This is a genomic window from Arthrobacter sp. zg-Y919 (assembly GCF_030142045.1).
Classification (GTDB): domain Bacteria; phylum Actinomycetota; class Actinomycetes; order Actinomycetales; family Micrococcaceae; genus Arthrobacter_B.
Map to the genome: position 1 here is coordinate 621,679 of NZ_CP126242.1, position 25,872 is coordinate 647,550.

Below are 25,872 nucleotides of genomic sequence, written 5' to 3' on the forward strand. Positions count from 1 at the left end.
GATACCGCGGGAGAGTCAGTGCACGGGCAACCATACGCTCGATTTGGTGGCGCTGCGGGAAACGGCAGCCAGTACTTCCTGGACCTGCAGCCCGTCAGCGAACGACGGCGTGGGGGCAGTTCCGGCGGCAATCGACTCCAGGAAATCCTTCGCCTGGTGCACGAAGCCGTGTTCGTAGCCAAGCGAATGGCCCGCCGGCCACCACGCGGATAGATAGGGGTGTTCCGGTTCGGTCACCATGATGCGGGTGAAGCCCTGCCGGTCCGGTGGAAGCGTGTAATCCATAAAGCCCAGGAAGTTCAGGTCCTCCAGATCGAAGCTGATTGCGCCGAGGCTGCCGGAGATCTCCAGCCGGAACGCGTTCTTGCGTCCGGTGGCCATCCGGCTGGCTTCGAAGGACCCGAGCACACCGTCCTCGAAGCGGCCGAGGAACAGTGCGACGTCGTCGACCGTCACCGGCCCGCGGGGGCCGTCGTCGGTCCCCGAACCGCTGCCACCGCCCAGGCCGGGTCCGCGCCGGTCCGCCGCCGGGACCGGACGGCTGGGAACCAGGGTGGCGAGGGTGCCGCTGACCTCGGCCAGTGGCACCCCGGTGATGTACTGGGCCAGGTCGATGGCGTGCGCGCCCAGATCGCCGAGGGCACCGGACCCGGCTTCATCCTGCTGCAGCCGCCAGGTCAGCGGGGAGTCCTCGTCCACCAGCCAGTCCTGCAGGTACACGGCCCGCACCTGCCGCACCGTGCCGATCGCCCCGGACGCCACCAGGTTCCTGGCATGCGTGGTGGCGGGCAGCCGCCGGTAGGTGAAGCCCACCATCGCCTGCACGCCCCGGGCCTCGGCGCGGGCGGCGGCGTCGGCCATTGCCTGCGCCTCCTCCACGGTGTTGGCCAGCGGCTTTTCGCAGAGGACATGCTTGCCGGCGTCGAGCGCGGCAATCGCGATTTCCGCATGCGAGGCACCGGGCGTGACGATATCGACGACGTCGATGTCCTCCCGGGTGACCGCCTCCCGCCAGTCGGTGGTGGACCCGGCCCAGCCCCATTTCCGGGCGGCGGCGGACGTGCGCTCCGCATCCCGGCCCACCAGCAGCTCCATCCGCGGCTGCAGGGGCAGATCGAAGAACCGGGGAGCCACCCGCCACGCCTGCGAGTGGGCCGCCCCCATAAAGCCGTGGCCCACCAGCGCCACCCTCAGCGGCTTATCGTCCTGCATGGTTTCTCCTTCGTGCTGTGTTGCGGGGTAGCTGTGTTGCGGTAGTGCTGAGCCTGCCGGGTCAGGACTCGAAGGCGGTGGGCAGGTATTCCTCGACGTTCTCGCTGGTGACCACCGGGGCGTTGAGCACCACGCGGTTGGGCACCTCAATTTCGACCAGGTCGCTCATCGCCTTGTCCTGAGCCAGCAGCCGGGCCAGCCGGATGCCGTCCGCGGCCTGGGTGTGCGGGTAAATGATGGTGGCCTGCAGGACGCTGTCCCCGGACTCGATTTCCCGCATGGCGTTCGCGGAACCGGCACCGCCCACCATGATGAACTCGTCCCGGCCGGCGGCGTCGATGGCGGCCAGGACGCCGATGCCCTGGTCGTCGTCGTGGTTCCACAGCGCGTCGATTTCCGGCGCGGCGGAGAGCAGCTGACCGGCAGCCACCTCCCCGCCCTGCACGGTGAAGTCCGCCGCCACCCGGTTGCTGACCTCAAGCCCGCACGCCTCCAGGGCGTCCTCGAAGCCGGCGCTGCGGTCCTGGGTGAGCGGCAGGGCATCGACGCCGGCGATCTCGGCCACCACGGCGTCGGGCTGGTCGCCCACCTGTTCGCAGATGTAGGTGCCGGCGCTGACGCCCATCCCGTAGTTGTCCCCGAGCACGGTGGCGCGGGCGGCGAAGGGGCTGGAGAACTCCCGGTCCACGTTGATCACCGGAATGCCGGCGTCCATGGCGCGGATGGCGACGTCGGTGAGGGCGGCGCCGTCGGTGGGCAGCAGCACGATCGCGTCCACCTGGTCGTTGATGAACTGCTCCACCTGGCTGATCTGCAGGTTCGCGTCGTTGGTGCCTTCGGCCACCCGCAGGTCGATGTCCGGGTATTTTTCGGCCTCGGCGAGGGCGGCGTCGTTGATGGCCTTCAGCCAGCCGTGGTCCGCGGCGGGGCCGGAGAAGCCGATGACCACGGTCTCGCCCTCGGACTCGTTGCCCTCCACGGAGTTGTTGGTTGGTTCGGCGTTGGTGTCCTCGCCCGCGGTGCAGCCGGTGAGGGCAAGCCCGCCGACGGCGAAGAAGGCGGCAGCGGTGGTGATCTTCCCGCGCATGCGTGCTGCGTGCATGGTTCTCTCCTCTGTAAATGGGGGCGCTGACGCAAGTCCCGCACCCCATCGGAACCATCCAGCGCTCTGCACATCATCGTGACATGCGTCACAGTAACAGAACTCTGACGATAAAGCGCCAACATACTACTGGTGATCGACATAAGTGTGTAAGCTCCGTGCCATGACCGCATCGGGAGCCCCCGCCGCGCATCCCCAGCCCCTGCTGGAGGTGCGTAGCCTGAGCAAGAGTTTCGCCGGAGTCCGCGCGCTGCGCGGAGTGGACCTGGAGGTCCTGCCCGGCGAGGTGCACTGCGTCCTGGGCCAGAACGGCGCCGGGAAATCCACCCTGATCAAGGCGCTGTCCGGGGTGTACCAGCCCGACGGCGGGGAGATCCGCTGGAACGGGGAGCCGGTGCAGCTGGCCCGGCCCGCCGACGCCCTGGCCCTGGGCATCGCCACCATGTACCAGGAACTGGATGTTGTGGACGGACTGACCGTCACCGAGAACATCTTCCTGGGCCATGAAGACGCCCGCGGGGGAGTGCTCCGGGTCCGGGACGCCCGCCGTCGGGCCCGGGACCTGCTCGCGCGCCTGGGCCACAATGACCTGTCCGCATCCGCGGAGGTGGGCAGCCTGTCCGCGGCCGGAAAGCAGATTGTCAGCATGGCCCGTGCGCTGTCCCGCAATGCCCGGCTGATCATCATGGACGAGCCGAGTGCCATCCTGGACTCCGGCGAGGTGGCGAACCTGTTCCGGGTGATCCGGGAGCTCACCGCGCAGGGCATCGCGGTCGTCTACATTTCGCACCGGCTGGAGGAGATCCGGCAGATCGGCAACCGGATTTCGGTGATCAAGGACGGCTACAGCACGGCATCCGCGCTGCCGGTGGCGGAGACTTCCCGCGCGGAACTGGTCCGGCTGATGACCGGCAGGGACGTGGCCAACGTGTTCCCGCCGCGGCAACCGCCGTCGTTGGATGCTCCGGTGGCGCTGCAGGTGGAGGGACTCGCGCTCGACGGCTCGTTCCGGGACGTGAGTTTCGAGGTCCGGGCCGGGGAAATCTTCGGCCTTGCCGGGCTGGTCGGCTCCGGCCGCTCCGAGATTCTGGAGACCATTTACGGTGCCCGGCGTGCGACGTCGGGCACCGTCACTGTGGAGGGAAGGACGCTGCGGCCCGGCTCGGTGCGGGTGGCGGTGAACGCTGGGCTCGGCCTGTCCCCGGAGGAGCGCAAGAGCCAGGGGCTGCTGCTGGAGGAGCCCATCTACCGCAACGTCACGCTTTCCACCTTCGCCCGGTTCGCCCGGCACGGCTGGCTGAACGAACGCGCCGAGAAAGCCGCCGCCCGGAAGCAGGCCGAGGCGCTGCAGCTAAACCCGCCCGATCCCGACCGGCAGGCCCGTACGCTGTCCGGCGGGAACCAGCAGAAGGTCCTGCTGGCCCGCTGGCTGATCCACGGCACCCGGGTACTGCTGCTGGACGAACCGACCCGCGGCGTCGACGTCGGCGCCAAGACCGAGATTTACTCGCTGATCCGCACCCTCGCGGCGACCGGGGTGGCGATTGTGGTGGTGTCCAGCGAGATCGAGGAAGTCCTCGGCCTGGCGGACCGGATCCTGGTGCTCGATGCCGGGAGGGTCCTGGCCACCGGCAACGCGGAGGAGATGGACGAGCACGCCGTGCTTGACCTGGTGCTGAAAGGAAGTGCGCAGTGAGTGAATCAACGACGGCGGCGCTGCAGCCGACTCCCAGCGGCGGCACCGCCGTCGCACCCCGCAGCAGCCCGCTGGGGAAATTCCTGGGCGGATCCGCCGGACGCAACATCGGCCTGGTCATCGCACTAGCGCTGCTGTTTATTGTCGGGGCGGTCACCAGCGGCGAGCGGTTCCTGAACCTGGACAACATGCTGACCATCGTCCGGTACGCCTCGATTGTGGGGGTGATCAGCATCGGGGCCACCTTCGTGATCACCGCCGGCGGCATCGACCTCTCGGTGGGATCGGTGATGGGCCTGAGCACTGTGCTGGCCACCCTCACCTCCGTGCAGCTGGCCGCCACGAACAGCAGCTGGCTGCTGATGGTACTGGTGGCGCTCGCGGTCGGGGTTGGGGCGGGGCTGATCAACGGGGTGATCATCGCGTACGGGAACGTGGTGGCGTTTATTGCCACCCTGGCGATGCTGGTGGGTGCGCGCGGCGTCGCGGAGCTGGTCTCCGGCCGCAGTACGCAGATTGTCACCAACCGGGATTTCCTCTCTGTGATGCGCTCGAACTTCCTGGGCGTGCCGCTGCTGATCTGGATCTTCTTCCTCGTGGCCGCCGCCGGGTGGTTCCTGCTCAACCGCACCACCTTCGGCCGGAGGACGGTGGCGATCGGCGGGAACCTGGAAGCTGCGCGGCTGGCAGGCATCAAGGTGAAGCGGCATATTGTCTGGCTGTATGTGCTCTCCGGCGTCACCGCTGCCATTGCCGGGATCATGATGATGGGCCGCACCACCGCCGGGACCTCCACGCACGGGCTGCTGTATGAGCTGGACGTGATTGCCGCCGTCGTCGTCGGCGGGACGCTGCTGATCGGCGGGCGCGGCACCATTGTGGGCACCGTGCTGGGTGTGCTGCTGTTCAGCACGCTCACCAACGTTTTCACCCAGAACAACCTGGACACCTCGGTGCAGGCCGTGGCCAAGGGCGCGATCATTGTGCTGGCCGTGCTGCTGCAGCAGCGGTTCGCCGTGCGGGGGACCGGCCGAAGGAAGGGGGCGCTGTGAGCGTGTCTGTTGGTCCTTTCCCGGGCCGGTGCCGTTTCCGGGACCGGCGCCGTAACGTCGATCCCTATGCTTCAATTGCCCAGTGGTCGATCTAAGGAATAACCCCACCGCTCCCGGGGCCAGCGAACTGTTCCAGCTCCTGCGGGACGGACAGCCCCGCACCCGCAGCGAGCTGGCCGATCTGGTGGGGGTGGCCCGCTCCACCATCGCGCTGCGGCTGGAGCTGCTGATGGACCTCGGGCTCGTGGCACCCATCGAAGACGCCGTCTCCACCGGCGGGCGGCCATCTTCCCGGTTCGCGCTGCAGACCGGCGCGCGGGTGGTCCTGGGGGTCGACGTCGGCGCGAGCCACCTGCGCGTTGGCCTCACCGACCTGGCCGGCACCGCCCTGGCCGATGCCTCCCGCGACCTGCTGGTCAGCGACGGACCCGTGGCCGTGCTGGACACCGTCGTGGAGCTCGGCACTGCGCTGCTGGCCGAGACCGGCCGGTCCGCCGCCGAGCTGCTCGCCGTCGGCGTCGGGCTGCCCGGACCCGTGGAACACCGCACCGGCCGCCCGATCAACCCACCCATCATGCCCGGCTGGCACGGCTTCGATGTACCCGGCTACCTGCAGGAATCCTTCCGCGTCCCGGTCCTGGTGGATAACGACGTCAACGTGATGTCGATGGGGGAGCGCCAGGCGGCGTGGCCGCACGTAGAAAACCTGGTCTTCGTGAAGGTCGCCACCGGCATCGGCGCCGGGATCATCTGCAACGGCGTCCTGCTGCGCGGTGCCGACGGGGTGGCCGGGGACATCGGGCACATCCGGGTGCCGTCCGGCGAGGACCTGCTGTGCCGGTGCGGGAACCACGGCTGTTTGGAGGCGCTCGCTGCCGGTCCTGCCGTCGCCGCGCGGCTGCGTTCTCTTGGGCTGGTTGCTGAGGACGGGCGCGACGTTGTCGCCCTGGTCCACTCCGGCAACCAGGAGGCGGTGCAGGCCGTGCGGCAGGCCGGCCGCGAGGTGGGCGAGGTGCTCGCCGCGTGCCTGAGCATGCTCAACCCCGAGGTCATTGTCTTCGGAGGCTCGATGGCGCTGACCGGCGAGCACTTCATTGCCGGGGTGCGCGAAGTGGTCTATTCGCGCACCATGCCGCTGGCCACCCAGCACCTGCGGATTGTGCAGTCCGCGTCCGGGCTCGACGCCGGGATGCTCGGCGCGTCCCAGCTTGCCATCCAGCACGCGTTGTCTGCGGAGAGCGTGGAGCGGATGCTTGCGGGGCGGGTGGGGGTTTAAGTGGCTGGGTGCCCTGGGTGCCCTGGGTTGCTCCCCCGACATGGAAACGGACGACGGCGGTCGCCTCCCGGAGGAGGTGCCGCCGTCGTTGGTGTGCGGGACTTATGCCGGGGGAGTCTCCCGGTAAAGCACGAGATGCTCGTGGTAGAGGACGCCGTCGAGGATGCTTGCGGGGCGTGTGGCGGTTCAAGGGTCAACACCGGTGGACAGGGCGAGTCGCACCGCTAAAGGCCTGCTTGGCCTGCCCCGTATTCAGCCTCAGCGGGAGTGAAGCCCTCATAGATCAGTTGTTCAACCAGGCCTGGCCGGGAGAACGGCATGAACTCGAGGTAGTCCTCGGCAGACTTGGCAGCCTGTGCGTTCCAGTCCACGGTCATATGGTCCAGAGCCCACGTCGCATCTTCGGTTGAATACTGCTCATATTCGAGTTGTGCGATCAGGCCAGGGCGCGAGAAAGCCATGAATTTGAGGTAATCCTGGGCCGCTCGGAGTGCATTTTGCTGGCTATATGTCCCGGCCGCTTCGGCAGCTGCTTTGGCTGCGGCGTCAGCTTTCACCTTTGCATCTGCCTCCGCCTGTGCTTTTGCTGCGGCTTCGGCTTGTGCTTTCGCGGCTGCGTCAGCCTCGGCCTTCGCTCGAGCTTCGGCGTCAGCTTTGGCCTTGGCTTCAGGATCAACTGTGACTGTTGGTTTGGCGGTCACGCTTCGTTTCGGCGTGGGGGCCGCCGTCGTTGGAGCCTTCGTGGCGGAGGCAGCCGCTGTATTCTCCGTTTCGGCCGGGACAGGAACCAGCACCACGGCAAGAACGAAAAGGACCAGCGCCACTCCCGTGGTTGCGCCACCCCACTTGCGGCCGGGCAGCCGCAGCCAGGAAGGCCGTCCAAAGATCAGGACGTACAACCCGGTGAAAAACAAAAAGAAGGAGATGTACATAAGAGCACCTCCGACACCCGCGGCTGTGATGCCAAGGATGATGAAGAACAGCAGGACGGCCCCCATGATCCAGGTTGAGATCATCGCTTTGGGCTGCGTGGGCTGCGTGAGCTGCGGCGGACCGGGCGGAAGGGGCGGAAATTGGGCAGGGTCAGGCTGAAATGACGACATTGAATCCCCCCGAAGATGGTGTGCCAGAGATTGAATCGCAGGGCCCAACTATTTGGCCCAGGTATGTTGATTCAGAATCTGTGACCGCGGTGACCGTGGTCAAGCTGATTGTTTCACATGCGGCAGGCGGGGAACCGAGTACCAATCTTGGGTTGAATCTCGACTCCCATCCACCCGGGAGCCGATGCCGCATGTGCATTATCTGCGCCGTAAACTGAGGATTCCTAACCTTTGAGCCGGACCTTTGGGAGAACCATCCACATGATCACCACCCCCATTACGCCTGCACTGGTGCGCGGAGCCACGGAATTGGAAACAACTCCCCGCGGTCTGCGGCCGCATCGGCTGCCGGCGGAGGTGCGTACGCGTTTTCCCGATCCGCAGCTGCTGATGGCGGAAGGCCAGCCCTCCGGTGTGCGGCTGGTTTTCTCGACGACGGCGGAGGTCCTGGAGGTTGTGACGCACCCGTCCCGGGTGGTGTACCGGGGTGCGGACCGGGCTCGGGGGTCGGTTGATCTGGTGGTCGACGGGAAGCTGCTCCAGAGCGACGAGCTCACCGGCGGCGACTACACCGAGGTGGACATGTCCACCGGTGCGGCGACTCCGTTTGAGGGGCCGTCGCATACCAGCGAGTTCCGGCTGCCTTCGGGCTCCAAGGTGGTTGAGGTCTGGCTTCCGCACAATGAGGCAGTTGAGCTGGTAGAGCTGCGCTCGGACGCTCCCGTGGAGCCGCATTCCTCGGGAAAGCCCGTCTGGCTGCACCACGGCAGTTCCATCAGCCACGGCTCGAATGCGGCCACGCCGTCTCAGATTTGGCCTGTTGTTGCTGCCCAGCTAGGCGGGGTGGAGCTGCACAATCTCGGTCTGGGCGGCAGCGCCCTCGTGGATCCGTTTACCGCTCAGGTAATGCGCGATACCCCGGCCGACCTCATCAGCGTGAAGCTCGGCATCAACGTCGTGAACATGGACTCCATGCGGCTGCGCGCCTTTGTGCCTGCGGTGCACGGCTTCCTCGACACGATCCGGGAAGGACATCCTGAGACGCCTTTGGTGCTGATCTCGCCGATCTTCTGCGGTATCCACGAAGACACTCCGGGTCCTGGCGCAATTGATCCGGCATCGTTCGGGACGGACCAGGTTCGGTTTATTGCTACCGGTTCGCCGGATGGCGTGGCTGCGGGCCAGCTGACGCTGCGGGTGATCCGCGAGGCGTTGGAGTCTCTGGTCGCCCGCCGGGCGGAGGACCCGAACCTTCACTTCCTGGACGGTCTGAGCCTCTACGGCGCCGATGACGCCGAGGTGCATCCGCTGCCCGATGCTCTGCATCCGGACAGCGCAACGCACCAGCTGATCGGGGAGCGGTTCGCCAAGTATGCGTTTGCGGCGGAGGGGCCGTTCGAGTTCGAGAAGGTATCTCAGGACGGGAAAGTGAGGAGAGGAGCTTGAGCCATACACTTTTCTGGTGGTGCCGCTAGTACCCGAACTCTGCCTCTGGCTGTTCGTTACTTCGTGAATTGCGGGTTGTGGTGCTCCAGTGCTTCTGGTCATAAGGTCTCAGATATGGCCTTTGCCTCTCATTTGCGGATGCTTAGAATCGAAACATGGCAGACTTTATGGATGCGAAACGTCGCAGTGAACATATGGCAAAAATCAAGTCTAAGAATACGAAGCCCGAGATTACGGTTCGGAGGGCTCTCCACCGCCTTGGGTATAGATACCGTTTGCACGACGCTAGGCTGCCGGGAAAACCTGACCTTGTTTTTCCCGGACGTAAGAAGGTGGTATTTATAAATGGCTGTTTTTGGCATGGACATGATTGTCCTGTAGGTGCGCGACTTCCTAGGACAAACACCGAGTTCTGGCGGAATAAGCGCCTAAAAAACCAAGAGCGAGATCGGCGGCAGATACTACTTCTCAAAGATCTAGGCTGGGACTCCCTCGTGGTCTGGGAATGCCGTGTCAAAGCCTCGGAGGGAGTGCCCGAGGAGGTGCTTGAGTATCTAGGGGGTCCTCGCGCGTAAATGGTCCTGCTAATGACGCGTCGCGGTAACCAAATCTCCGTTCCGCGTAGCGAACGGCGTGAAGAGTGGTTTGTGGTGTGGCATAAGCGACTTCACCACCCGACAGCTGAAGATTTTTTGCTTAGGGTCTGCGTCTGGGAATGCCTGCACCTGATGGTGAATCCGATGCGCTAGGAATGTTGACTCCCTTTGCTTTTAGCTTCACGCCTCTTCCGGAAAAGGAACGCTAAAGCGCCGATTATAGCGACCACTGAGCAGGCAACAGCGGGAATTGTCCCCTGCTGAAAGCATAAAGCCCCAACCGCGATGCAAATGCTTAAAATTGTGAGGAATGCAGCATTCTTTTCGGCCTTCGTAGACTGCTGGACTTGAGCAAGCAGCTCTAAGTGTGAATTCCAGTGGGAGAAGTCATCCATCAACGCGTTATATGATGGTCCGAGCTTAAGTGCCGCTTGAATATCGTTGAGGTAATCCGTTAGATCAGGACTGAAGGATAGAGTGGTCACCCACGTCAAGCTTCGGAAAACCAGTAAATCGTGCGCCAAGGCCCGCGATATTCCAGCTTGAGCGAGCACGTCGAGATCCCGCCTGCTAGAGAGGGTGGAAAACTCAGTTCGTAGTTCGGCAATAGCGAAAGCTTGCTGGATTACTAGGAGGACTGGCATCGTGACGTCGTTGAATAGCGTCGAATGCTTTGACTTATCGACTCCTGGAGCTGATCCCAACATCTTGTTGGGTAATCCCGTTTGCTTCCCGCTTTTCGATACGACCCAGACCCTGTGGTCCGCCCACCAGTAGAAACTTCTACCATCGTGCGTGTGGGACATGGCTTGTACTTCGGGGTGGGCGAACCGAGAAACCACGAGGGCATGGGCCCGCCCACGTTGCGGCAAGTACGTGGGGGAAGGATTCGCAGCAGCAGCAGAGTCATGCTCATCTAATTTCAAGGCGAAATTGCCATCGCCCCGGAGGGTGAATTCTAGAGGCACACTGTTCCCCTCGGTTTCGGCTCCTGGGCCGGAGTTAAGGTCTCTAATTACGGCAGCTATTTCGGCCCTGATGCTCACACACAACCCCTGATGTCCTCTCGAAATGCACCCGGCTCTGCCGGCACACTTGGACGGTCTGTGGAGAAACGCTGCTATCTCACCGACTGCTTCGGTGTCGCAGTTGAAGGAAACAAACGCTAGGAAAAGATCTGTGACCTCTGGATCTTTTCCGCTCCGACCAGCTTCCAAATGGGACTTCCCCCGGAGGACGAAACAATCCAGCGTCGCTGTGATCGCGTTGGTCCCTTGACCTGACACGATCCCACATGGTCCTTTTACGCGTTCGAGGCGGCCTGCCCCAACCCCGCACACGTTCTCCATGAAGCTCATGTCCAGCTCATCGGATCGGAATAGGTCAGGCTCCAGATCGAGCAATGCTTGCTCGCCATCGTTTCCTGCGAAGTTGAGATCATTTATTGGCCTGAGACGCCGCAATGGAAACACCATCATCGTCATTGCCTTCGCCAAGAAGGAGTTAGCTGGTGCGGCACTCGAAGGTGCGGGCTCGGTAGTCAGCATGCGTGTGTCTCTTTCGCGGTATGGCAGGAGGGAGTCCGCGGCTTATGGCAGCTGTGTTCGGCTATGTCAATTTGGCTTTTGCGGATGTATCAGGATTTCATACATATTGATGCCGGCTGCAATCTTTGCATGGCCGCGTCTCATCACCAAGCCGAAAAATTGTGCTTCAACTAGAAAGACGTTCATGCGACCCCTGACAGAAGATGAGAGCGCCTCTGTGGCGTTAGCGGAGCGAGCCGGCACGCCTTTTGCGCTGGTCCATCTCACCAGAACGATTCTCGATAAGAGCTATTGGGACGCGACCAGTAGCATTCGTGAGTTCCTCCGCGAACAGGGCATTCACGATTACGACCAGCAGCGTCAGGGTCAGGAAGCAAAGCAATACATCCCCGGAGTTATCGTTCTGCCGGACGGTAGAACGGAAGATGCTCCAGCGTCCCTCTATCGGCCGCTAACTAAGCAAGGCGACCCTAGGATGTGGTTGTCCAAAATGAGTCGCCATTCCAGCCCTGACGACATCCTGTTGCTTATCTGGCACGACGGCCGGATTTGTGCAATCAACCTCTCAACCACTCCTTCTAAGCTGTTGGACTCCACGCAGCCTCCGTTCTCGACTCTCTTCACCCCTCGAGCTAATTCGGCGGAATCCTTGTTGGAAGAACTCCTCGTTGAGATGGTTTCACTTCATAAGGAAGGATTCATCCCCACCCTGAGGGCGGGTGATACAGGTGTGGGGCATCTCTTAGAGACACGCTTGGGTATCGAAGCGAACTCGCGGCAAGCACCTGACTACAAGAACGTCATTGAACTCAAGTCAACTCGAGCATCCAAGCCGCGCGGACACACTTTGTTTGCCAACGTACCGGATTGGTCAGAGAGTCCTTTGAGGAGTTCCAACGCAATCCTCGATGTATTCGGTTACGAGCGAGTAAAGAGGTCCGGTGGCAAGGAGCTCGCCCTAAACTGCTCGGTCGATACCATCCGGCGGAACTCGCAGGGGCTTCGCATGGAAGTACGGGAAGAGCAGGGCTTTCTGCTGGAAGTCTCTGAGAATCCTGCATATCCCGTTGTCGCAAAGTGGTCTTTGGAAAAGCTAGAAGCAAAATTAGCAAGTAAGCACAAGAACACGCTCTGGGTGAAGGCGACCTCTGAATCGCGCGGCGGACAAGAGTTCATTCGCTTTGATGGGGCGCACTTCCGCAGCCAGCCGGTGATCCCGCAATTTGTGCCACTGATAGAGTCCGGGGCCATCTATATGGATCATCTCATCAGCAGACCTTTCGACAAGACCGAGGGTGCACGTGAAGCGGGACCGCTATTCAAAATTCGGCCCCAGAGCTTCGATCTCCTCTTCCCCAAGCCTCGTTATTTCGACTTCAGCAAGCTGAGTTAGTGACGGCAGATAGTGGCGGACCCTAGGCCAGACCTAGAACCGCCTGTTGGGGATCAATCCCCTTAGGGCTTGCATCCGTGGAGTGGATGAGGATCGGTGATTCGGCGCGCCCACCTCTGCAGATGTAGCCGAGGCTCAATGCGTCCCGACGTGAGCTCATCCCGCGACCAGAAGGACATGACGTGACACATCGCACGCGAAATCCCCTTCTCATATCTGGGGACTAGGAACCGTACGGCCCGCACGGACGCCAGACGCAGGGCGAAATGAACGGAACAGGTGAGCGGTGCAGAGGGACGCGGCGATGGGGCGTAAGATTGTCTTTCCCCTTCTGGCCGCCCTACAGGGTAGTCAACTGCCGCAACAGTCCCACGCGTCATATGAAGGCTGACCATAGTGTCGCCTGGACTTTTGTCGGTGCAATAAGCAAGAATCGTGGTGTGATGAAATACGTAGACCTATTCGCCGGTTGCGGCGGCCTTTCCCTCGGCGTTGAACGAGCCGGGGGCGAGCTGCTCCTTGCCGTAGAGAAGTCCGACATGGCAGCTCGGACCTTCGCCCACAACCTGATACGCGACGCGTCTGACATGGCCGAGTGGCAGGCCTATGTTAGCAAGCCGGTGGAGGAGCAGGTTCAGGCCGGCCTCCTCGTCAAGGAACTGAGTTCGCTTCTGGAACAAGACGGACTGCTCGAAGGTATCCGCGCCCAGGGGCTCGATCTAGTTGTTGGCGGGCCGCCTTGTCAGGGGTTCTCCCTCGCTGGCCGCCGAAACCCCGAGGACGTCCGTAACAAACTGCCGTGGGAGTACCTCGAGTTCGTGGGGAAGACGGAACCGAAGGCCGTTGTCATCGAGAACGTTGTTGGCATGAACCAGAAGTTCAGCAGCGAAGAGGAATCGTCGTTTGTGCAACTGCAGGTTGCCCTAGCCGAAACGGGCCCAGGTTACCTTGTGCAAGGCATGCTTGTTAATGCGATGCATTACGGCGCACCTCAGCACCGACCTCGCCTGATGATCATCGGTCTGCGTAGGGATGTGGCTGAAGCGTCAGGAACTACCGTTACTGGGAACCTTTGGAAATCGGACTTTACCGACCGTATTTCCCATCCACTGCCTGATCTTGTGCCCCGTCCTACGGTAAGGTCTGACGAAGTTCGAACTGTCGCCACTGCCATTGTGGACCTGTCCAACCTCCGCCGTCGGGCCAACGGTGCCTATGTTAGGGAGATGAGGAATCCTGCATGGGGACTCAAGAAGAGAGCCGCTAGCCCGCTAAATCATGTACCCAGAAAGCATGCCGAGAGGACGAGGCAGAGGTTCCATCTTTATCAGTACCTCGTCCTTGCGGGCTTGGAACCAAAGCTGATCTCTAAGGCGTCCGGGCTCCCGCTTATGGATGCCGAGATATTTATCAAGTCTCAGGTTGTGGATGCTCCTATCCCGGCCGTTGCTCCTGATGGCGAAGTACTCGCAAACTCGCTGGACGAACTTACAGCACTGATACTCTCTCTGTTAACGAAAAAGCATTCGCAGAAGGTTCTGGCATGGGACAAGCCTGCACGTACAGTCGTTACCCTTCCCGATGACTACGTTCACCCTGCTGAACCTCGAATTTTCACGGTGAGGGAATTGGCCAGATTCCAGGGCTTCCCGGACGACTTCGAGTTCCTTGGAAAGGAAACCACAGGCGCCCACCGGCGGCGCGTGGAGGTGCCCCAGTATTCGCAAGTCGGGAATGCCGTGTCACCATGGCTGTCTCTCGCAGTGGGAAACAATATCGAACGGGTTCTAAACCTGCCCCGGTCCGATAAATAGAGTAGGCAATGGTCGGTCGGCATTCGACCGACCATTGGGCACCTCTGGACTGGTTGGGGGAGCCCGCCGGGCGGAAGCCGACAGGCCAGCGTCCATTTAGGGATCTGCGGCTCCACCGAGGGGACAGCCACACATTGGCTTGGAATGTGACGGGCGCCCGGCCGGTTCGTCGTCAGCAAAGGCCGAAGGTCTAGGAAGCGCGGCGAAGACTGCTCGGCAACATGTCCTTGTTAGCACTTTTCACGACAGAAGGACCTCGGTGGAGCTCGGCCATGTCCGTATCCGACGGTTGCCTGATGACGCGTTTCCGACGGAAGCTAACATGGAGGTGTTTCTGAGCAAGCTGGACCGCATCTCAAGCCGAGCTGATGCCGAGAGGAATCTGCGAGCCGACATGGGCTCGAATCGTTGGACGAAGTATCGGGACAGCGAGGAATCGGTGCATTTTGATCCCGCTGAGTGACGGATGGCTCCATTTCCAAGGGTGGCTCCAGCGTCATGAAACAAACCGGCGGAATGGGATGGCCCTATCGGCGCTGGCATTTGTGCCTGCCGGTGCTCACCCGTCCTTGGGTTATTGATGCTCCCGCCCCCTCAAGCGGTCAGAGATCGAGTTCGCTGACTATGACGTTGGCCAGGTCGTCCGGGGCATAATCGGGCAACTCGAGAACGTTCCATCCTTGGTCGCCGAGCCACGTGTCGGGCTCTTCATTCGGTTCCACCACATCTGCCATTCTTTGTCCGGGCCAGGTTAGGTCTACCATCCATTGGTTTTCGGGCCCCATGTCTGGTCCCCACTGATCCGGCACCACACCGAGTTCCACCAGTTCAAGAATGAGATCGCGAAGGCCGGGCGCGTCTTCATAGATGTTTTCCCAGTGACTCTGATGAACGGCATCCGGAATTGGTTCCGTTGTGTCGTCATCGGTTGTTCGGCGGGGGCCGGCGCAGGCCCTCATCCAACGCCTGTGAGAGTCTCTCCGGATGTGCTTGGGCAGCCACCCCGCCGAGGCTGCCGGCTGAGTCGGATGAAGCGGTGTACAGCAGGATGCCTGCTGCTCCTTCGCCAGAGTAGAGTCTTTCCCGAATCGAGGACGCCGGGTAGCCCGCGTCCAGCGCCAGCTGATCGATCATCACGTGGGCTAGCGTATGAAGGAGAAAATCCCTGGGGTCAGCGCCGACGCCGTGACCTGCCTGGAGTTCCAGTCGACAGCCGGGCGGGCCGACGTGGTCGTTCTGGATGTCGACGACCAGGTGACGCTCATGAAGTGCAAGCTCGCCAGCAACCCGCAGATATGACGCGAGATTGTGGGACAGATGTTCGACTACGCGTCGCGTCTGCGAAAGATGGGCATCGAGGACTTCGATGCGCTGGCAGGACCGATCAATACCGTTCCATGTAAACGACACGGAAATCGAAGAACGTTTGGCTGCTCACTCAGTTACCGATGCTGACAACGTCCTTACCCAGAGATTCCGCAACCTTGGTCACGGCACCTTCATCACCGCTTATACGCCATTGTTGTCCCCGGATCATGTGAAGATCCACCGAATATGCGGTAGGTACTCCCTCGTAGACGGATGACGCCGCTTCGAAGGATGCTGCCTCATCACTGGCGCTCGGGTACCAAGTTGCGTAAATCTCCTCGCCACACGACACGCCCTCTCGATCATCGCCTTCATCGGTGGGGTTCTCGCATTCGTAGCCCGCTGACTCAATAACTTCGCTGAGATCGTCGATGGATTTCGGCGAGCTGGAGCCGCACGCCGAAAGTCCGAGGACCAACGTAGCGCCGAGCAAATAGGTACCTGCGTGACTACGCACGTTATTCCTCCAAAGTCCTGGTAATTATCGCTCCAGTCTAACCGTATATGTGGTCTAAGAAATACGTTCATCTATTCGCAACATCAGCCTCGGCTAAGTCGAATCGGAGAAACCGAAATGTATTAGGGCATCTGCCGCGCTCGCTACTTTCATCGGTGCGCTATAGACAACGCTCGTCGTCACCAGTCGGACGCAGGGCGGGTAAGCTATGTCACCGTACTCGAGTCCAGCTCAGGGTTCGTGAGTTACGTCATTCCCTTTCGAAAGGCACCATGGACAGCACCGCCGGTCAAACCCCGCAGCCACCGACGCCGCCTGCGGCACCCCAGGTTGTTTATCTTCAGCCGGGGCAGCAAGCCGTTTACCTTCAACCCGGCGAAATTGCTCCCGAAACTGCTCGGATGTCCTCGCCAGCGCTTTTGACAGGACAGTGGATGTACCAGCAGCCCTATCCGGCGCCTCCGATGCGGCAACCGTCGTCGGGGCTGCGCATCAGCGCGGGTGTATTAGGCATCGCTCTGGGCACTTGGAACATGGTGATGTTTTTTGCGATTATGGCCAGTTCTTATGGTCCTTCCACCCCACTGGTTGGATGGATCAATTTCCTCCATCTCGTTGGAACCTTGGCGGTGCTGACCTTGGGAATCTTGATCATCGTCAAGCATCGCCGCCGATCTCGCCCTATTCCAGCTATGTTGCTCGGTTCCACGGCGGCCCTGATCCTTGTGGACATTGCCGCGGCTGATTTGAATTGGCTCCCGGGTCTCGCGACTCTCACCCTCTCTGGCGGGGTGCCGACAGTGGCGTTGTCCCTATTGGTTCTCGCCCGAGAAACATCTACTTCTTATAAGGAGTAATCCCTGGTTGCCGTCTGAGGCTTACTAGCCTGGTAGCCGTGTACAGCTTGCGTGCCCTGAGGCTGCTGCGGGGGAGCGGACCCGTCTCGTCGGACAGCGCCCCGCCGCTGCCCTAATGGGACAAGCCACGAGGGCGGGGCCCCGATTCGGCCCCCGCCCCTCCGTCTGCAAGGATGCTTGTAAGCCTGCTGATAAAGGAGTCACCTATGCCTTCCCCCGCCTCTACCCTGACCAGCGCCACCTACGGGGTGCACTCGGAGGTCGGCAAACTGCGCAAGGTCCTCGTCTGCGCTCCGGGCCTGGCGCACGAACGGCTGACCCCCACCAACCGGGAAGACCTGCTGTTCGACGATGTGATGTGGGTCGAGAACGCCCAGCGGGACCACGCCGACTTCGTCACCAAGATGGAAAACTCCGGCGTCGACGTCGTCGAGCTCCACGATCTCCTGGGACAGACCATGGACCTGCCCGAGGCGCGGACCTGGCTGCTGGACCGCAAAATCATCGCCAACCGGGTCGGACTGGGACTGGTGTCCGGCACCCGGGCCTTCCTGGATTCGCTGACCGGAGCGGACCTGGCACGCTACCTCATCGGCGGGCTCGCGACGTCGGACCTTCCCGCCGACTACCGCACCGGTTACATCGCCCTGGCCCGGGAATCCTCCGGGCGGCCCGAGTACCTGCTGCCGCCGCTGCCCAACACCCTCTACACCCGGGACACCACCTGCTGGGTCGGCGAAGGGTTGACGCTGAACCCGCTGTACTGGCCGGCACGCCACGACGAGACCCTGCTGATGCAGGCCATCTATAAGTTCCACCCCGAGTACGCGGCCTCCACCGTCTGGTGGGGCGACGGGGAACAGGACTGGGGCCAGGCCTACCTGGAAGGCGGAGACGTGATGCCGGTGGGCAACGGCACAGTGCTGATCGGCATGGGGGAGCGCACCTCGCGCCAGGCCATCACCCAGCTCGCACAGTCGCTGTTCGCCGCCGAGGCCGCCGAACGGATCGTCGTGGCCGGGATACCCAAGCTGCGGGCGGCGATGCACCTGGACACCGTGTTCACCTTCGCTGACCGGGACCTGGCGACCATCCACCCGGCCATCGTCGACGGCATCCACGCCTTCACCCTCCACCCCTCGGACCGCAGCCCCGGGGTGGAGGTGCGGGACCACCGCGACCGCCGCTTCGTGGACGTGGTGGCCGAATCCATGGGCTACAAAAAGCTGCGCCTGGTGGAGACCGCCGGCGACTACTCCGCCTCCGAGCGCCAGCAGTGGGACAGCGCGAACAACGCCGTCGCCCTGGAACCGGGCGTGGTGCTCACCTATGACCGCAACACCCAGACCAACGCGGCCCTGCGGAACGCCGGCGTCGAGGTCATCCCGATTGTCGGGGCCGAACTTGGCCGCGGCCGTGGCGGCGGACACTGCATGACCTGCCCCATCATTCGGGACGGGATCGAGTAACGACGGCGAAGGCGGGCCGCGGCTGGCATGTGACCGCGGCCGCGGCCACGCCCGACATCGGAATTCCGGCCGCGGTTTCAAGTTGGGCTTACGTGAACGCACCATCTCTGACGGGTACATGCCTTTCCACTGCAGGGACCCGTCCGACATCCGCCTCGAGGTGCTGGCCGCCGATTCGGACCCTGCCGTCTCCCTCTGAGAGGATTGTGGTGAGCCGCTGACGGAGGAGCCTCCGCAGGAAGCGGTCCCCTCCATAGATGTCTAAGCGGTGTTGCCTCAGTGGCCGCCACATCCGATTGGAAAAGAACCGTGTCTAATGCGCCTGCTTCAGGGGACAAAGCCCCAGCAGCCAAACTCTCCCTGCTGACCCTCACCACCGTGGTGATCGGGTCCATGGTCGGGGCCGGGGTGTTTTCCCTGCCCCAGCGCTTCGCCGAGGAAACCGGGGTGTGGGGTGCGCTGGTCGCCTGGCTGATTGCGGGTTCCGGCATGCTGATGCTGGCTTTCGTGTTCCAGCGGCTGTCCATGCGCAAACCAGCGCTTGATGCGGGGGTCTTCGCCTACGCCAAGGCCGGCTTCGGAAATTACGTGGGGTTCTTCTCCGCAGCAGGTTACTGGGCCAGTGCCTGTGTTGGAAACGTCACCTACTGGGTGCTCACCATGTCCACGCTGGGAGCCCTGTTTCCGCAGCTGGGCGCAGGGGACACCCTCCTCGCCGTCGTGCTGTCCTCGGCCGGGCTGTGGGGATTCTTCTTCCTGATCAGGCGCGGCATCAAAGAAGCCACGGCCATTAACCGGATAGTCACGATCGCCAAGGTAGTTCCCATCCTGGTCTTCGTGCTGTTTGCTGTCTTCCTGTTCGACCCCGCCGTCTTCGCGGGAAACCTTAGCGGGGCGGACTATACGGGGCCGCTGTTCGAGCAGGTCAGCAACACGATGCTGGTGACGGTGTTCGTGTTCCTGGGTGTTGAAGGTGCCAGCGTGTATTCGCGTTATGCCCGACGGCGGGAGGACATTGGCCGGGCCACCGTCCTCGGATTCCTGAGCGTCTTTGCCATCTTTGCCTCGGTCACGATCGTTTCCTACGGCGTCCTGCCGATGGAACAGCTCGCTGAGCTGCGCCAACCGTCCATGGCTGGTGTCCTGGAAGCGGGGGTGGGAGCCTGGGGGCTGGTGTTCGTCAGCGCAGGCCTGATCATTTCTGTGATGGGGGCTTACCTGGCCTGGAGCCTGATGGCAGCGGAGGTTCTGTACGTGGCCGCCACGGAGAAGGACATGCCGCGGTTCCTGTCCCGGGTCAGTGAGGACGATGTCCCGGTCAACGCCCTGCTGCTGAGCACACTGCTCAGCCAGCTGGTAATGGTCATCACCTACTTCTCCGGGGACGCCTTCGACTTCGCACTGGACATGACCGCGGTCCTGACGTTGTTTTCCCTCCTTTTCGCGGCCCTCTACGCCCTCAAGCTCGGTTGGAGCGGGGAAACGTATGAAGGAGCCCCGAGCCGCACCCGGCGGGGCGACCTGGCCATTGCCGTCATTGCCACCATTTATTCAGTGTTCCTGGTCTATGCCGCCGGGCTGCCCCTGGTGCTGCTTTCGATGATCTTCTACGCCCCCGCCACCGTCCTGTTCGTGATTGCCCGCCGTGAACAAGGGCAGCGCGTTTTCCGGGGAGGGGAGCTGGTTCTTTTCCTCATGACTTTGGCAGGAGCCGTTGCAGGCGTGCTCGCCCTGGCCCGGGGCTGGATAGCGCTCTGAGTTAGCGGACTCGGGGCTGGCCACAGTCGGGACCCAACGACGACGACGGCGGCCCAGTGTGGGTGCCGCCGTCGCCAGTCGCCGGGCCGCCGCCTGCCGAGACGACGGCCTCCCGGTGGACCTGCCGCGGACCTCCTACTTTTCGCAGAAGGCCGCATCCACGGTTGTCATGACGGACTTGTAGTGCTCCAGCATCTCCTCTTCGTTCGACGGATCGCCGATGCCCCCGGGAAGTGAAGTCACAGCCACGGTGAAGGCGGTGCCGTCTTCGGCCACTCCGTTGCGCGTCTCGTAGCCGTGGATGTCGCCACCGTGGCCCCAGATATCGCCGCCGCAGCTCAGCGGATGGCTCTGCAGACCGAGCCCGTATTCCGAGCCCGGCCAAAGGCTTTCCTCGTCGGGTATGGGTACCGTCTTTTGCATTTCGGTCATCGACTCTTCGCTGAGCAGGCGGCCGTCGAGTACAGCCCGGGTGAACTCGTTGACGTCGCTGGGGCTGGCGATGATCTGCCCCGCCGCCCAGGCCCAGGAGGGGTCCAGTGTGGTCACGTCGAACCGTTCGCCGTCGGCCTCCATGTGGTATCCGGACGGATGGTCACCCCGGAAACCCTGCTCACCCACGGACGGAAAATAGGTGTGTTGGAGGTCGAGGGGTTCGATGATGCGTTTTGTGATCTCCTCGGAGAGGGGACGCTGCGTCACCTTCTCCACAATCAGCCCCAGCACGACGTAATTGGTGTTGGAGTAATCCCAGCTTTCCCCCGGGGCGAACTGCGCCGGATGCGCAAGGGCCAGATCGAGCAGGTCCCGGGGCGACATATAGGCGTGCTGAATCTTCTTGATGTCGACGGCAAGTTCATCCGAGAACTCGGGCAGCCCGCTCGTATGCTGCAGCAGCTGCCGGACGGTGATGTTCGCGCCGTCGATCCCTTCGCCGCGCACGAGCCCGGGCAGGTACGTCTCGACGGGAGCATCGAGCTCCACAAGTCCCTGCTCCACGAGCTGCAGCACGGTGACGGCGGTGAACGTCTTCGTGTTGCTTCCAATGCGCACCTCCCCGTCGACCGGTACGTCCTCGCCGGTCTCGACGTTTCCCACACCGGAAACGTAGTCATCATGGCTGCCGTCCGGGTGCGTCACTGAGGCCAGTGCGGCGGGAAAGCCGCGGTCGACCAGCCCGTCCAGCTGCTCCTGGACCACCACGTTGCCGGCAGCACCGGTGGGGGAGCCGGTGGCATCAGCGGCGACGGAGCCGATGCCCCACCACGCACCGGCGCTTATGGCGCCGGCCGCTAGGAGGCCCGTCGCTGCGAAGCCCAGGGTCCGGTTTAGCGACGACGGCGTCTTGGTTCCGCCCGGGGTTGTCGCGGGTTCTGTTTCGTAGGACATGGTGGCGTTCCTTCCGTTTCGAGGGAGGGCACGTGGTGCTCCTGGTCCCTCTGGCTAGTGGTTACCACCAGCCTTCCCGGAGGCGGGTCCCAGCGCCCCAGACCTGCGAACAGGATCCGGACTGTCCTTGCGGATAGGGTGCCGGCAGGGTTCCCGCGCTTAGGCTGAAAAAATGCTTGAATCTACCTCACCAGCCAGTCATGGGCATTCTGAAAGAACATTTCGGCCTGAGGTAAATGGGAACGATGCGATGCTAAAGATTTCGGCCCAGCCCCGGGCAAGCAATGCGCTGTGGGATTTAGTACCCATAGTGCTCATTGTGTTGCTGGCACTCGGTTACGTGTTCGGGGTCCTCGCGTTCGAACCCGATGCGCTGGAAGGTCCCGGAGATTTCCTGCCGGTGGAATTGATGCTCGCCCAGGCCGTGTTCCTGCTCGCCCGGCACCGCTTTCCAGCGGGGGTGCTTCTGGCAGTTGTTGCGTTGGATGGCCTCACGCTGGTGTTTTCCTCCGGCGAGGTGGGCACCGGCACCATTGCGGTGATGGTCGCGGTGTATACCTGCGTCCGCGCAACCAGCGGCCGGAGGCGCTACCTGGTACCGGCGGGACTTGCCGCGGCCGACGTCGTCGTCACGATGTTCGCCGTGCAGAGCAGCGCCGTGGTTCCTCCCGAGCTGGCACCCACGTTTGCCGTGGCACGCACCCTCTTGGTCTTTGGACTTGGCGTGGGCGCCGCAGAAATCCTCGGCGGCAGGGCCCGTCTCCTGGAGGCCCTCCGCGAGCGGGCGGAGGCCGCCGAACGCGAAAAGGAACACCGGGCCGAGGAAGCAGTCCTCCGTGAGCGGACACTGATGGCCCGGGAACTGCACGACGTCGCGGCCCACCACCTGACCGGCATCATCGTCAGCGCCCAGGCGGCGCATGCCCTGCGGACCTCCGATCCCGAGAAAGCCGGAGAGTACATCCGCCAGGTGCAGGGTGCCGCGAGGACAACCCTGGATAACCTCCGGCAAACGGTGGGGCTCCTGCGCGCCGACGCCGAAGGGGAGCTTGCTCCCGTGGCCTCACTGGAGAATCTCCCTGCCCTGGTGGCGGAAGCATCAGCAGCCGGCGCCGACGTCGTCTTTGAAGAGTCCGGCTCTCCTCGCGATCTCCGGCCACTGGCAGGCATCGCGGCGTACCGGATGGTGCAGGAATCCCTCGCCAACTCACTTCGCCACGCTCCCGGTGCAGCCCGCGCTGTGCGGGTGGATTACGGGCCGACGTCGGTGCGGCTGACGGTGAGCAACGAGTCGCCGCGGGCAGGCGCGCCGGGGGCAATGGACAAGCCGCGTTCCCGCGAAGGGTACGGTCTGATCGGCATGGCCGAGCGTGCAGCACTTGTCGGCGCGACACTTCGCACGGGCCCCGATGAGAACGGCGGATGGGTCAACAGCATGGTCATTCCGGACGACAACACCTACGAGGACGGCAAATGACCATCACCGTAGCCATAGCCGATGACCAGGCCATTGTCCGTGCCGGACTTCGGGTCATTCTGGAAACCAGCCCGGACATCGAGGTCGTTGGTGAGGCATCCGACGGACACGAAGCGGTGGCGCTGGTGCGCGCAAAACGTCCCGACGTCGTCTGCATGGACATCCGGATGCCCGGCCTCGACGGCATCTCCGCGACACGGACCATAACCGCCGATCCGCAGAACACCACAGGTGTACTGATGCTGACCACCTTCGAACTCGATGACTATGTCTTCGGAGCCCTCGAAGCCGGCGCCTCGGGATTCCTGCTGAAAGGCGCCGACGAGGATTCGCTGCTGGACGCGGTCCGTTCCGTCGCGCGCGGGGACGGCACCCTCGACCAGCGGCTGACCCGCCGGGTGCTGATCGAGTTCGCGAACCGGACTGCCGGGCCGCGCCGCCCGCCGACGTCACTGGCGGTGCCCCTGACAACCCGGGAAACGGAAATCCTGACGCTCCTTTGCGAAGGGCTTTCAACCTCGGAAATCGGTGAACGGCTATTTGTCGAGTCCACCACCGTCAAATATCACGTCGCAGGAATCCTGACGAAGACGGGCGCGCGGGACCGGCTGCAGGCCGCGGTCTGGGCCTTCCGGAACGGTGTTGTCTCCGTTCCCCGCTAGTCGGCGCTCCATCGCGACCAGCGCTCCACGACCGCTAGCGCCCCAGGGCAACTACCGCTCCATCACCTTCCGCAGCTCGTCGACAATGCGGGTGGCCCGGTCATCGTCCCCGAATTCCATCCAGTTGGTAATAAACGCCATGCTGAGGTCCAGTCCGGGCTCGGCAAAGGCCACCTGGCCGCCGGCGCCGTCGTGCCCGAACCCGTCCGCCGAGACGTATCGCCGCGCACCGGAATCCAACTGGAAGCCGGCGCCCCAGCGTGGCCACGGAGCAGGTGCAGGAAACACGGGTGCTCCTTCGCTGCGGACCTCGGTGGCCCGTTTGAGCACCACCGGGTCCAGCCGGCGGGTGGCGGCGGTGTCATGGATGGCGGATGACCAGGCGGCGGACAAACCGCGGGCCGTGGCAACGCCTCCGGCCCCCGGGAACTCCGCAGCCCTGACATCGGGACGGTTGAAGCCGGCGTCGGGACCCACCAGTTCCTGGGGGAAGGCATGGCCCAGCGTCATCGCGGCACTGGGCCAGTCCGGTTCCCCGGGCCAGCTTGCCGCCTGCTGCGCCCGAACGGACTCGAGCAGGCTTTCCGCCGCTTCACTGTGGGCAATGTTCGTCTGCTGTTCCACCGGCACACCGAGATGCAGGTCAGCGCCCAGCGGATTCGCCAGTGTTTCGGCGAGGAACGTCCCCGGCATCTGTCCGGTGACCCGGCGGACGATTTCGCCGCTGAGCCAGCCGTGCGTCAGCGCGTGGTAGCCGTAGCCGGAGCCGGGCTCCCACAGGGGTTCCTGCTCCGCAAGCAGGCCCGTCATGGTCTGCCAGTCGAGGGCTTCCGCCAGCCCCACAGGCGTTCGGAGGGCCGACACTCCCGCACGGTGGGCGAGTGCGTCACCCACGGTTACCGCGCCTTTGCCGTGGGCGCCGAACTCCGGCCAGATATCGGTGAGCAGCATGTCGTAATCCAGCTGCCCGGCCTCGACCAGCCGGGCGATGAGCAGTGACATGATCCCCTTGGTACAGGAGAAAACCACCGTGGAGGTGTCGCTGGTCCACGGGCTGGAGCTGCGCGCGTCCGCCACCCCGCCCCACAGGTCGACCACCAGCTGGCCCTGATGGTGCACGGCCAGTGCCGCACCCATCCGCGGTTTCCCCTCGAAGGCAGCGGCAAAGGCATCCCGCACCGGCATGAACTGTTCCGTTACTGTCCCGTGGATCGCGCTCATGCGCTGACCTCGGTCCGGGCGAACGAAAGGGATCCGTTCGGCGCCCATTCCAGGGGCAGTGGGTCAGAGATCCCGCCGATGAAGGTGCCCTCGCTGTCAACGTTCTCAAACGCCAGCAGCGCCCACTCGCCGGTCCTGGTGCGGACGGCACGTCCGGCGTAGAGGTCTTCGGTAGTCAGCTGCACGGCGGAGGCGACGTCGAGTGGACCGTCCAGCACATCGGTATCGAGGGGCAGTGCCCAGATTCCGCCCTGGACTCCGTCAGCCTTCCGCTGGCCGGCAAGGTGGGCGGTGTCGCACGAAAACAGCAGGACAGGCCGGTCGTCGATGGTCACCAGCTGGATCACCTCGAGGTGGGCGAACCCGGCACCCGGCTCGCTGAGCGGCGGTTGCACCGTCCAGTGCTGGAGGTCGGTAGACGTGGCGTGGCCGATGACTCCGCGGTCCCGGCCGGAACCGGCCCGCGACCTGGCCGTGAGGAGCATGTGCCAGAGGCCGGCGGAATCACGGTGGATCCAGGGGTCCCGCCAGGCTTCCTCGTGCCAGGTGTCGTCAGCGAGGGTTTCGTACCAGCGGGGATCGGCTGAGAGGGATCCCGTCTGCTTGGTCCAGGACACGAGGTCGGTGGAAACGGCGCGGCCGACCGTTTCCACATTGGTGACCGTATCAGCGGAGAGGAAGCGGGTGCCGGTGTAGAACATGTGCCACGAACCGTCGTCGTCCTGGACAACGCTGCCGGTCCAGGTGGCGCTGCCATCAAAGTCGGCTGTCCCTCCGGGTTCGAGCACGACGCCGTGGTCGACCCACCGCTGGAGGTCCGCGGAGGTGGCGACGCCGATGCGCGCGTTCCGGTGGCGAAGGTGGGGGTCCAGCAGGGATTTCGGGGCGTGGAGGTAGTAGAGGAAATCCTCGACGCCGTCGTTGGCGTGCCAGAAATCCCAGACCCAGTGGTCGGTACGGGTGAAGCCCATGGTGCG

Annotated in this window: 23 protein-coding genes; 13 read left to right on the forward strand and 10 right to left on the reverse strand. The window is 63.3% G+C overall.

What is annotated here, in order from left to right; all coding sequences use genetic code 11:
* Positions 1–15 precede the first annotated feature (15 nt).
* Positions 16–1,212, reverse strand: a complete 1,197-nt coding sequence (locus QNO10_RS02975; protein ID WP_229949333.1) for a Gfo/Idh/MocA family protein — start codon at positions 1,210–1,212, stop codon at positions 16–18.
* 61 nt (positions 1,213–1,273) lie between these two features.
* On the reverse strand, positions 1,274–2,314 hold the full coding sequence (locus QNO10_RS02980; RefSeq protein ID WP_229949334.1) for a substrate-binding domain-containing protein: 1,041 nt from the start codon (positions 2,312–2,314) through the stop codon (positions 1,274–1,276).
* 163 nt (positions 2,315–2,477) lie between these two features.
* On the opposite strand from QNO10_RS02980, the gene QNO10_RS02985 reads away from it, so the two are divergent.
* The 3 genes from QNO10_RS02985 to QNO10_RS02995 all read left to right on the forward strand — a co-directional run bounded on the left by QNO10_RS02985 (position 2,478) and on the right by QNO10_RS02995 (position 6,338).
* On the forward strand, positions 2,478–4,010 hold the full coding sequence (locus QNO10_RS02985; protein WP_229949335.1) for a sugar ABC transporter ATP-binding protein: 1,533 nt from the start codon (positions 2,478–2,480) through the stop codon (positions 4,008–4,010).
* On the forward strand, positions 4,007–5,062 hold the full coding sequence (locus QNO10_RS02990; RefSeq protein WP_442860264.1) for an ABC transporter permease: 1,056 nt from the start codon (positions 4,007–4,009) through the stop codon (positions 5,060–5,062). The genes QNO10_RS02985 and QNO10_RS02990 overlap by 4 nt, the downstream gene beginning before the upstream one ends.
* Positions 5,063–5,144: 82 nt before the next feature.
* Entirely contained in the window at positions 5,145–6,338 is a 1,194-nt protein-coding gene (locus QNO10_RS02995; protein ID WP_229949336.1) for an ROK family transcriptional regulator, read from the forward strand.
* Positions 6,339–6,562: 224 nt separating this feature from the next.
* Here QNO10_RS02995 and QNO10_RS03000 read toward each other — a convergent pair whose 3' ends face one another.
* A complete protein-coding gene (locus QNO10_RS03000) occupies positions 6,563–7,354 on the reverse strand; it encodes an Ltp family lipoprotein (RefSeq protein ID WP_229949337.1) in 792 nt (263 codons plus the stop codon).
* A gap of 348 nt (positions 7,355–7,702) precedes the next feature.
* On the opposite strand from QNO10_RS03000, the gene QNO10_RS03005 reads away from it, so the two are divergent.
* Together QNO10_RS03005 and QNO10_RS03010 are read left to right on the forward strand one after the other, a co-directional pair.
* Complete coding sequence (locus QNO10_RS03005) at positions 7,703–8,887, forward strand: GDSL-type esterase/lipase family protein (RefSeq protein WP_229949338.1); 1,185 nt, start codon at positions 7,703–7,705, stop codon at positions 8,885–8,887.
* Between the two features lie 167 nt (positions 8,888–9,054).
* Positions 9,055–9,462, forward strand: a complete 408-nt coding sequence (locus QNO10_RS03010) for a very short patch repair endonuclease (RefSeq protein ID WP_331460341.1) — start codon at positions 9,055–9,057, stop codon at positions 9,460–9,462.
* Positions 9,463–9,632: 170 nt separating this feature from the next.
* Here the strand turns inward: QNO10_RS03010 and QNO10_RS03015 are convergent, their stop codons facing one another.
* The gene (locus QNO10_RS03015) at positions 9,633–11,030 is read right to left on the reverse strand and encodes a hypothetical protein (RefSeq protein ID WP_229949340.1); all 1,398 of its coding nucleotides are present in this window, start codon (positions 11,028–11,030) and stop codon (positions 9,633–9,635) included.
* Between the two features lie 184 nt (positions 11,031–11,214).
* Between QNO10_RS03015 and QNO10_RS03020 the strand changes: the two genes are divergently transcribed.
* Entirely contained in the window at positions 11,215–12,423 is a 1,209-nt protein-coding gene (locus QNO10_RS03020; RefSeq protein ID WP_229949341.1) for an MvaI/BcnI family restriction endonuclease, read from the forward strand.
* 443 nt (positions 12,424–12,866) lie between these two features.
* Positions 12,867–14,237 (forward strand): DNA cytosine methyltransferase, encoded by a 1,371-nt coding sequence (locus QNO10_RS03025; RefSeq protein WP_229949743.1) that lies wholly within the window; start codon positions 12,867–12,869, stop codon positions 14,235–14,237.
* A gap of 602 nt (positions 14,238–14,839) precedes the next feature.
* Here QNO10_RS03025 and QNO10_RS03030 read toward each other — a convergent pair.
* Positions 14,840–15,061, reverse strand: coding sequence for a hypothetical protein (locus QNO10_RS03030; protein WP_284162338.1), 222 nt, complete (start codon positions 15,059–15,061; stop codon positions 14,840–14,842).
* A 97-nt stretch (positions 15,062–15,158) separates the two neighbouring features.
* A complete protein-coding gene (locus QNO10_RS03035; protein ID WP_331460342.1) occupies positions 15,159–15,371 on the reverse strand; it encodes a DUF1998 domain-containing protein in 213 nt (70 codons plus the stop codon).
* Between the two features lie 15 nt (positions 15,372–15,386).
* Between QNO10_RS03035 and QNO10_RS03040 the strand changes: the two genes are divergently transcribed.
* Entirely contained in the window at positions 15,387–15,536 is a 150-nt protein-coding gene (locus QNO10_RS03040; protein ID WP_229949344.1) for a hypothetical protein, read from the forward strand.
* A 139-nt stretch (positions 15,537–15,675) separates the two neighbouring features.
* On the opposite strand, the gene QNO10_RS03045 is transcribed toward QNO10_RS03040, so the two are convergent.
* A complete protein-coding gene (locus tag QNO10_RS03045; protein ID WP_229949345.1) occupies positions 15,676–16,062 on the reverse strand; it encodes a hypothetical protein in 387 nt (128 codons plus the stop codon).
* A gap of 272 nt (positions 16,063–16,334) precedes the next feature.
* On the opposite strand from QNO10_RS03045, the gene QNO10_RS03050 reads away from it, so the two are divergent.
* The 3 genes from QNO10_RS03050 to QNO10_RS03060 all read left to right on the forward strand — a co-directional run bounded on the left by QNO10_RS03050 (position 16,335) and on the right by QNO10_RS03060 (position 20,146).
* On the forward strand, positions 16,335–16,919 hold the full coding sequence (locus QNO10_RS03050) for a hypothetical protein (RefSeq protein ID WP_229949346.1): 585 nt from the start codon (positions 16,335–16,337) through the stop codon (positions 16,917–16,919).
* 206 nt (positions 16,920–17,125) lie between these two features.
* On the forward strand, positions 17,126–18,388 hold the full coding sequence (locus tag QNO10_RS03055) for an arginine deiminase (protein WP_229949347.1): 1,263 nt from the start codon (positions 17,126–17,128) through the stop codon (positions 18,386–18,388).
* Between the two features lie 309 nt (positions 18,389–18,697).
* A complete protein-coding gene (locus tag QNO10_RS03060) occupies positions 18,698–20,146 on the forward strand; it encodes a basic amino acid/polyamine antiporter (RefSeq protein WP_283995889.1) in 1,449 nt (482 codons plus the stop codon).
* A 135-nt stretch (positions 20,147–20,281) separates the two neighbouring features.
* Here QNO10_RS03060 and QNO10_RS03065 read toward each other — a convergent pair whose 3' ends face one another.
* Positions 20,282–21,535, reverse strand: coding sequence for a serine hydrolase domain-containing protein (locus QNO10_RS03065; RefSeq protein ID WP_229949348.1), 1,254 nt, complete (start codon positions 21,533–21,535; stop codon positions 20,282–20,284).
* 319 nt (positions 21,536–21,854) lie between these two features.
* On the opposite strand from QNO10_RS03065, the gene QNO10_RS03070 reads away from it, so the two are divergent.
* Both QNO10_RS03070 and QNO10_RS03075 read left to right on the forward strand, forming a co-directional pair.
* Positions 21,855–23,012, forward strand: a complete 1,158-nt coding sequence (locus QNO10_RS03070; RefSeq protein ID WP_284162339.1) for a sensor histidine kinase — start codon at positions 21,855–21,857, stop codon at positions 23,010–23,012.
* Positions 23,009–23,674: a response regulator transcription factor gene (locus QNO10_RS03075; RefSeq protein ID WP_229949350.1), complete on the forward strand. Its 666-nt coding sequence runs from the start codon at positions 23,009–23,011 to the stop codon at positions 23,672–23,674. Before QNO10_RS03070 ends, QNO10_RS03075 begins: the two co-directional genes overlap by 4 nt.
* 51 nt (positions 23,675–23,725) lie before the next feature.
* Here QNO10_RS03075 and QNO10_RS03080 read toward each other — a convergent pair whose 3' ends face one another.
* Together QNO10_RS03080 and QNO10_RS03085 are read right to left on the reverse strand one after the other, a co-directional pair.
* Positions 23,726–24,895: a serine hydrolase domain-containing protein gene (locus QNO10_RS03080; RefSeq protein ID WP_229949351.1), complete on the reverse strand. Its 1,170-nt coding sequence runs from the start codon at positions 24,893–24,895 to the stop codon at positions 23,726–23,728.
* Positions 24,892–25,866 carry a glycoside hydrolase family protein gene (locus tag QNO10_RS03085; protein WP_229949352.1) on the reverse strand — a complete coding sequence of 325 codons (975 nt, stop codon included), beginning with the start codon at positions 25,864–25,866 and terminating at the stop codon, positions 24,892–24,894. The genes QNO10_RS03080 and QNO10_RS03085 overlap by 4 nt, the downstream gene beginning before the upstream one ends.
* Between the last annotated feature and the right edge of the window lie 6 nt (positions 25,867–25,872).

Bases quoted from the DNA above. Each gene is read 5' to 3' on its own strand.
- QNO10_RS03055 (WP_229949347.1), top strand. From the start codon at position 17,126: ATGCCTTCCCCCGCCTCTACCCTGACCAGCGCCACCTACGGGGTGCAC.
- QNO10_RS02975 (WP_229949333.1), bottom strand. From the start codon at position 1,212: ATGCAGGACGATAAGCCGCTGAGGGTGGCGCTGGTGGGCCACGGCTTT.
- QNO10_RS03020 (WP_229949341.1), top strand. From the start codon at position 11,215: ATGCGACCCCTGACAGAAGATGAGAGCGCCTCTGTGGCGTTAGCGGAG.
- QNO10_RS02985 (WP_229949335.1), top strand. From the start codon at position 2,478: ATGACCGCATCGGGAGCCCCCGCCGCGCATCCCCAGCCCCTGCTGGAG.
- QNO10_RS03085 (WP_229949352.1), bottom strand. From the start codon at position 25,866: ATGGGCTTCACCCGTACCGACCACTGGGTCTGGGATTTCTGGCACGCC.
- QNO10_RS02980 (WP_229949334.1), bottom strand. From the start codon at position 2,314: ATGCACGCAGCACGCATGCGCGGGAAGATCACCACCGCTGCCGCCTTC.
- QNO10_RS03005 (WP_229949338.1), top strand. From the start codon at position 7,703: ATGATCACCACCCCCATTACGCCTGCACTGGTGCGCGGAGCCACGGAA.
- QNO10_RS03025 (WP_229949743.1), top strand. From the start codon at position 12,867: ATGAAATACGTAGACCTATTCGCCGGTTGCGGCGGCCTTTCCCTCGGC.
- QNO10_RS03075 (WP_229949350.1), top strand. From the start codon at position 23,009: ATGACCATCACCGTAGCCATAGCCGATGACCAGGCCATTGTCCGTGCC.
- QNO10_RS03065 (WP_229949348.1), bottom strand. From the start codon at position 21,535: ATGTCCTACGAAACAGAACCCGCGACAACCCCGGGCGGAACCAAGACG.
- QNO10_RS03015 (WP_229949340.1), bottom strand. From the start codon at position 11,030: ATGCTGACTACCGAGCCCGCACCTTCGAGTGCCGCACCAGCTAACTCC.
- QNO10_RS03000 (WP_229949337.1), bottom strand. From the start codon at position 7,354: ATGATCTCAACCTGGATCATGGGGGCCGTCCTGCTGTTCTTCATCATC.
- QNO10_RS03010 (WP_331460341.1), top strand. From the start codon at position 9,055: ATGGATGCGAAACGTCGCAGTGAACATATGGCAAAAATCAAGTCTAAG.
- QNO10_RS03040 (WP_229949344.1), top strand. From the start codon at position 15,387: ATGAAGGAGAAAATCCCTGGGGTCAGCGCCGACGCCGTGACCTGCCTG.
- QNO10_RS03035 (WP_331460342.1), bottom strand. From the start codon at position 15,371: ATGATCGATCAGCTGGCGCTGGACGCGGGCTACCCGGCGTCCTCGATT.
- QNO10_RS03080 (WP_229949351.1), bottom strand. From the start codon at position 24,895: ATGAGCGCGATCCACGGGACAGTAACGGAACAGTTCATGCCGGTGCGG.
- QNO10_RS03050 (WP_229949346.1), top strand. From the start codon at position 16,335: ATGGACAGCACCGCCGGTCAAACCCCGCAGCCACCGACGCCGCCTGCG.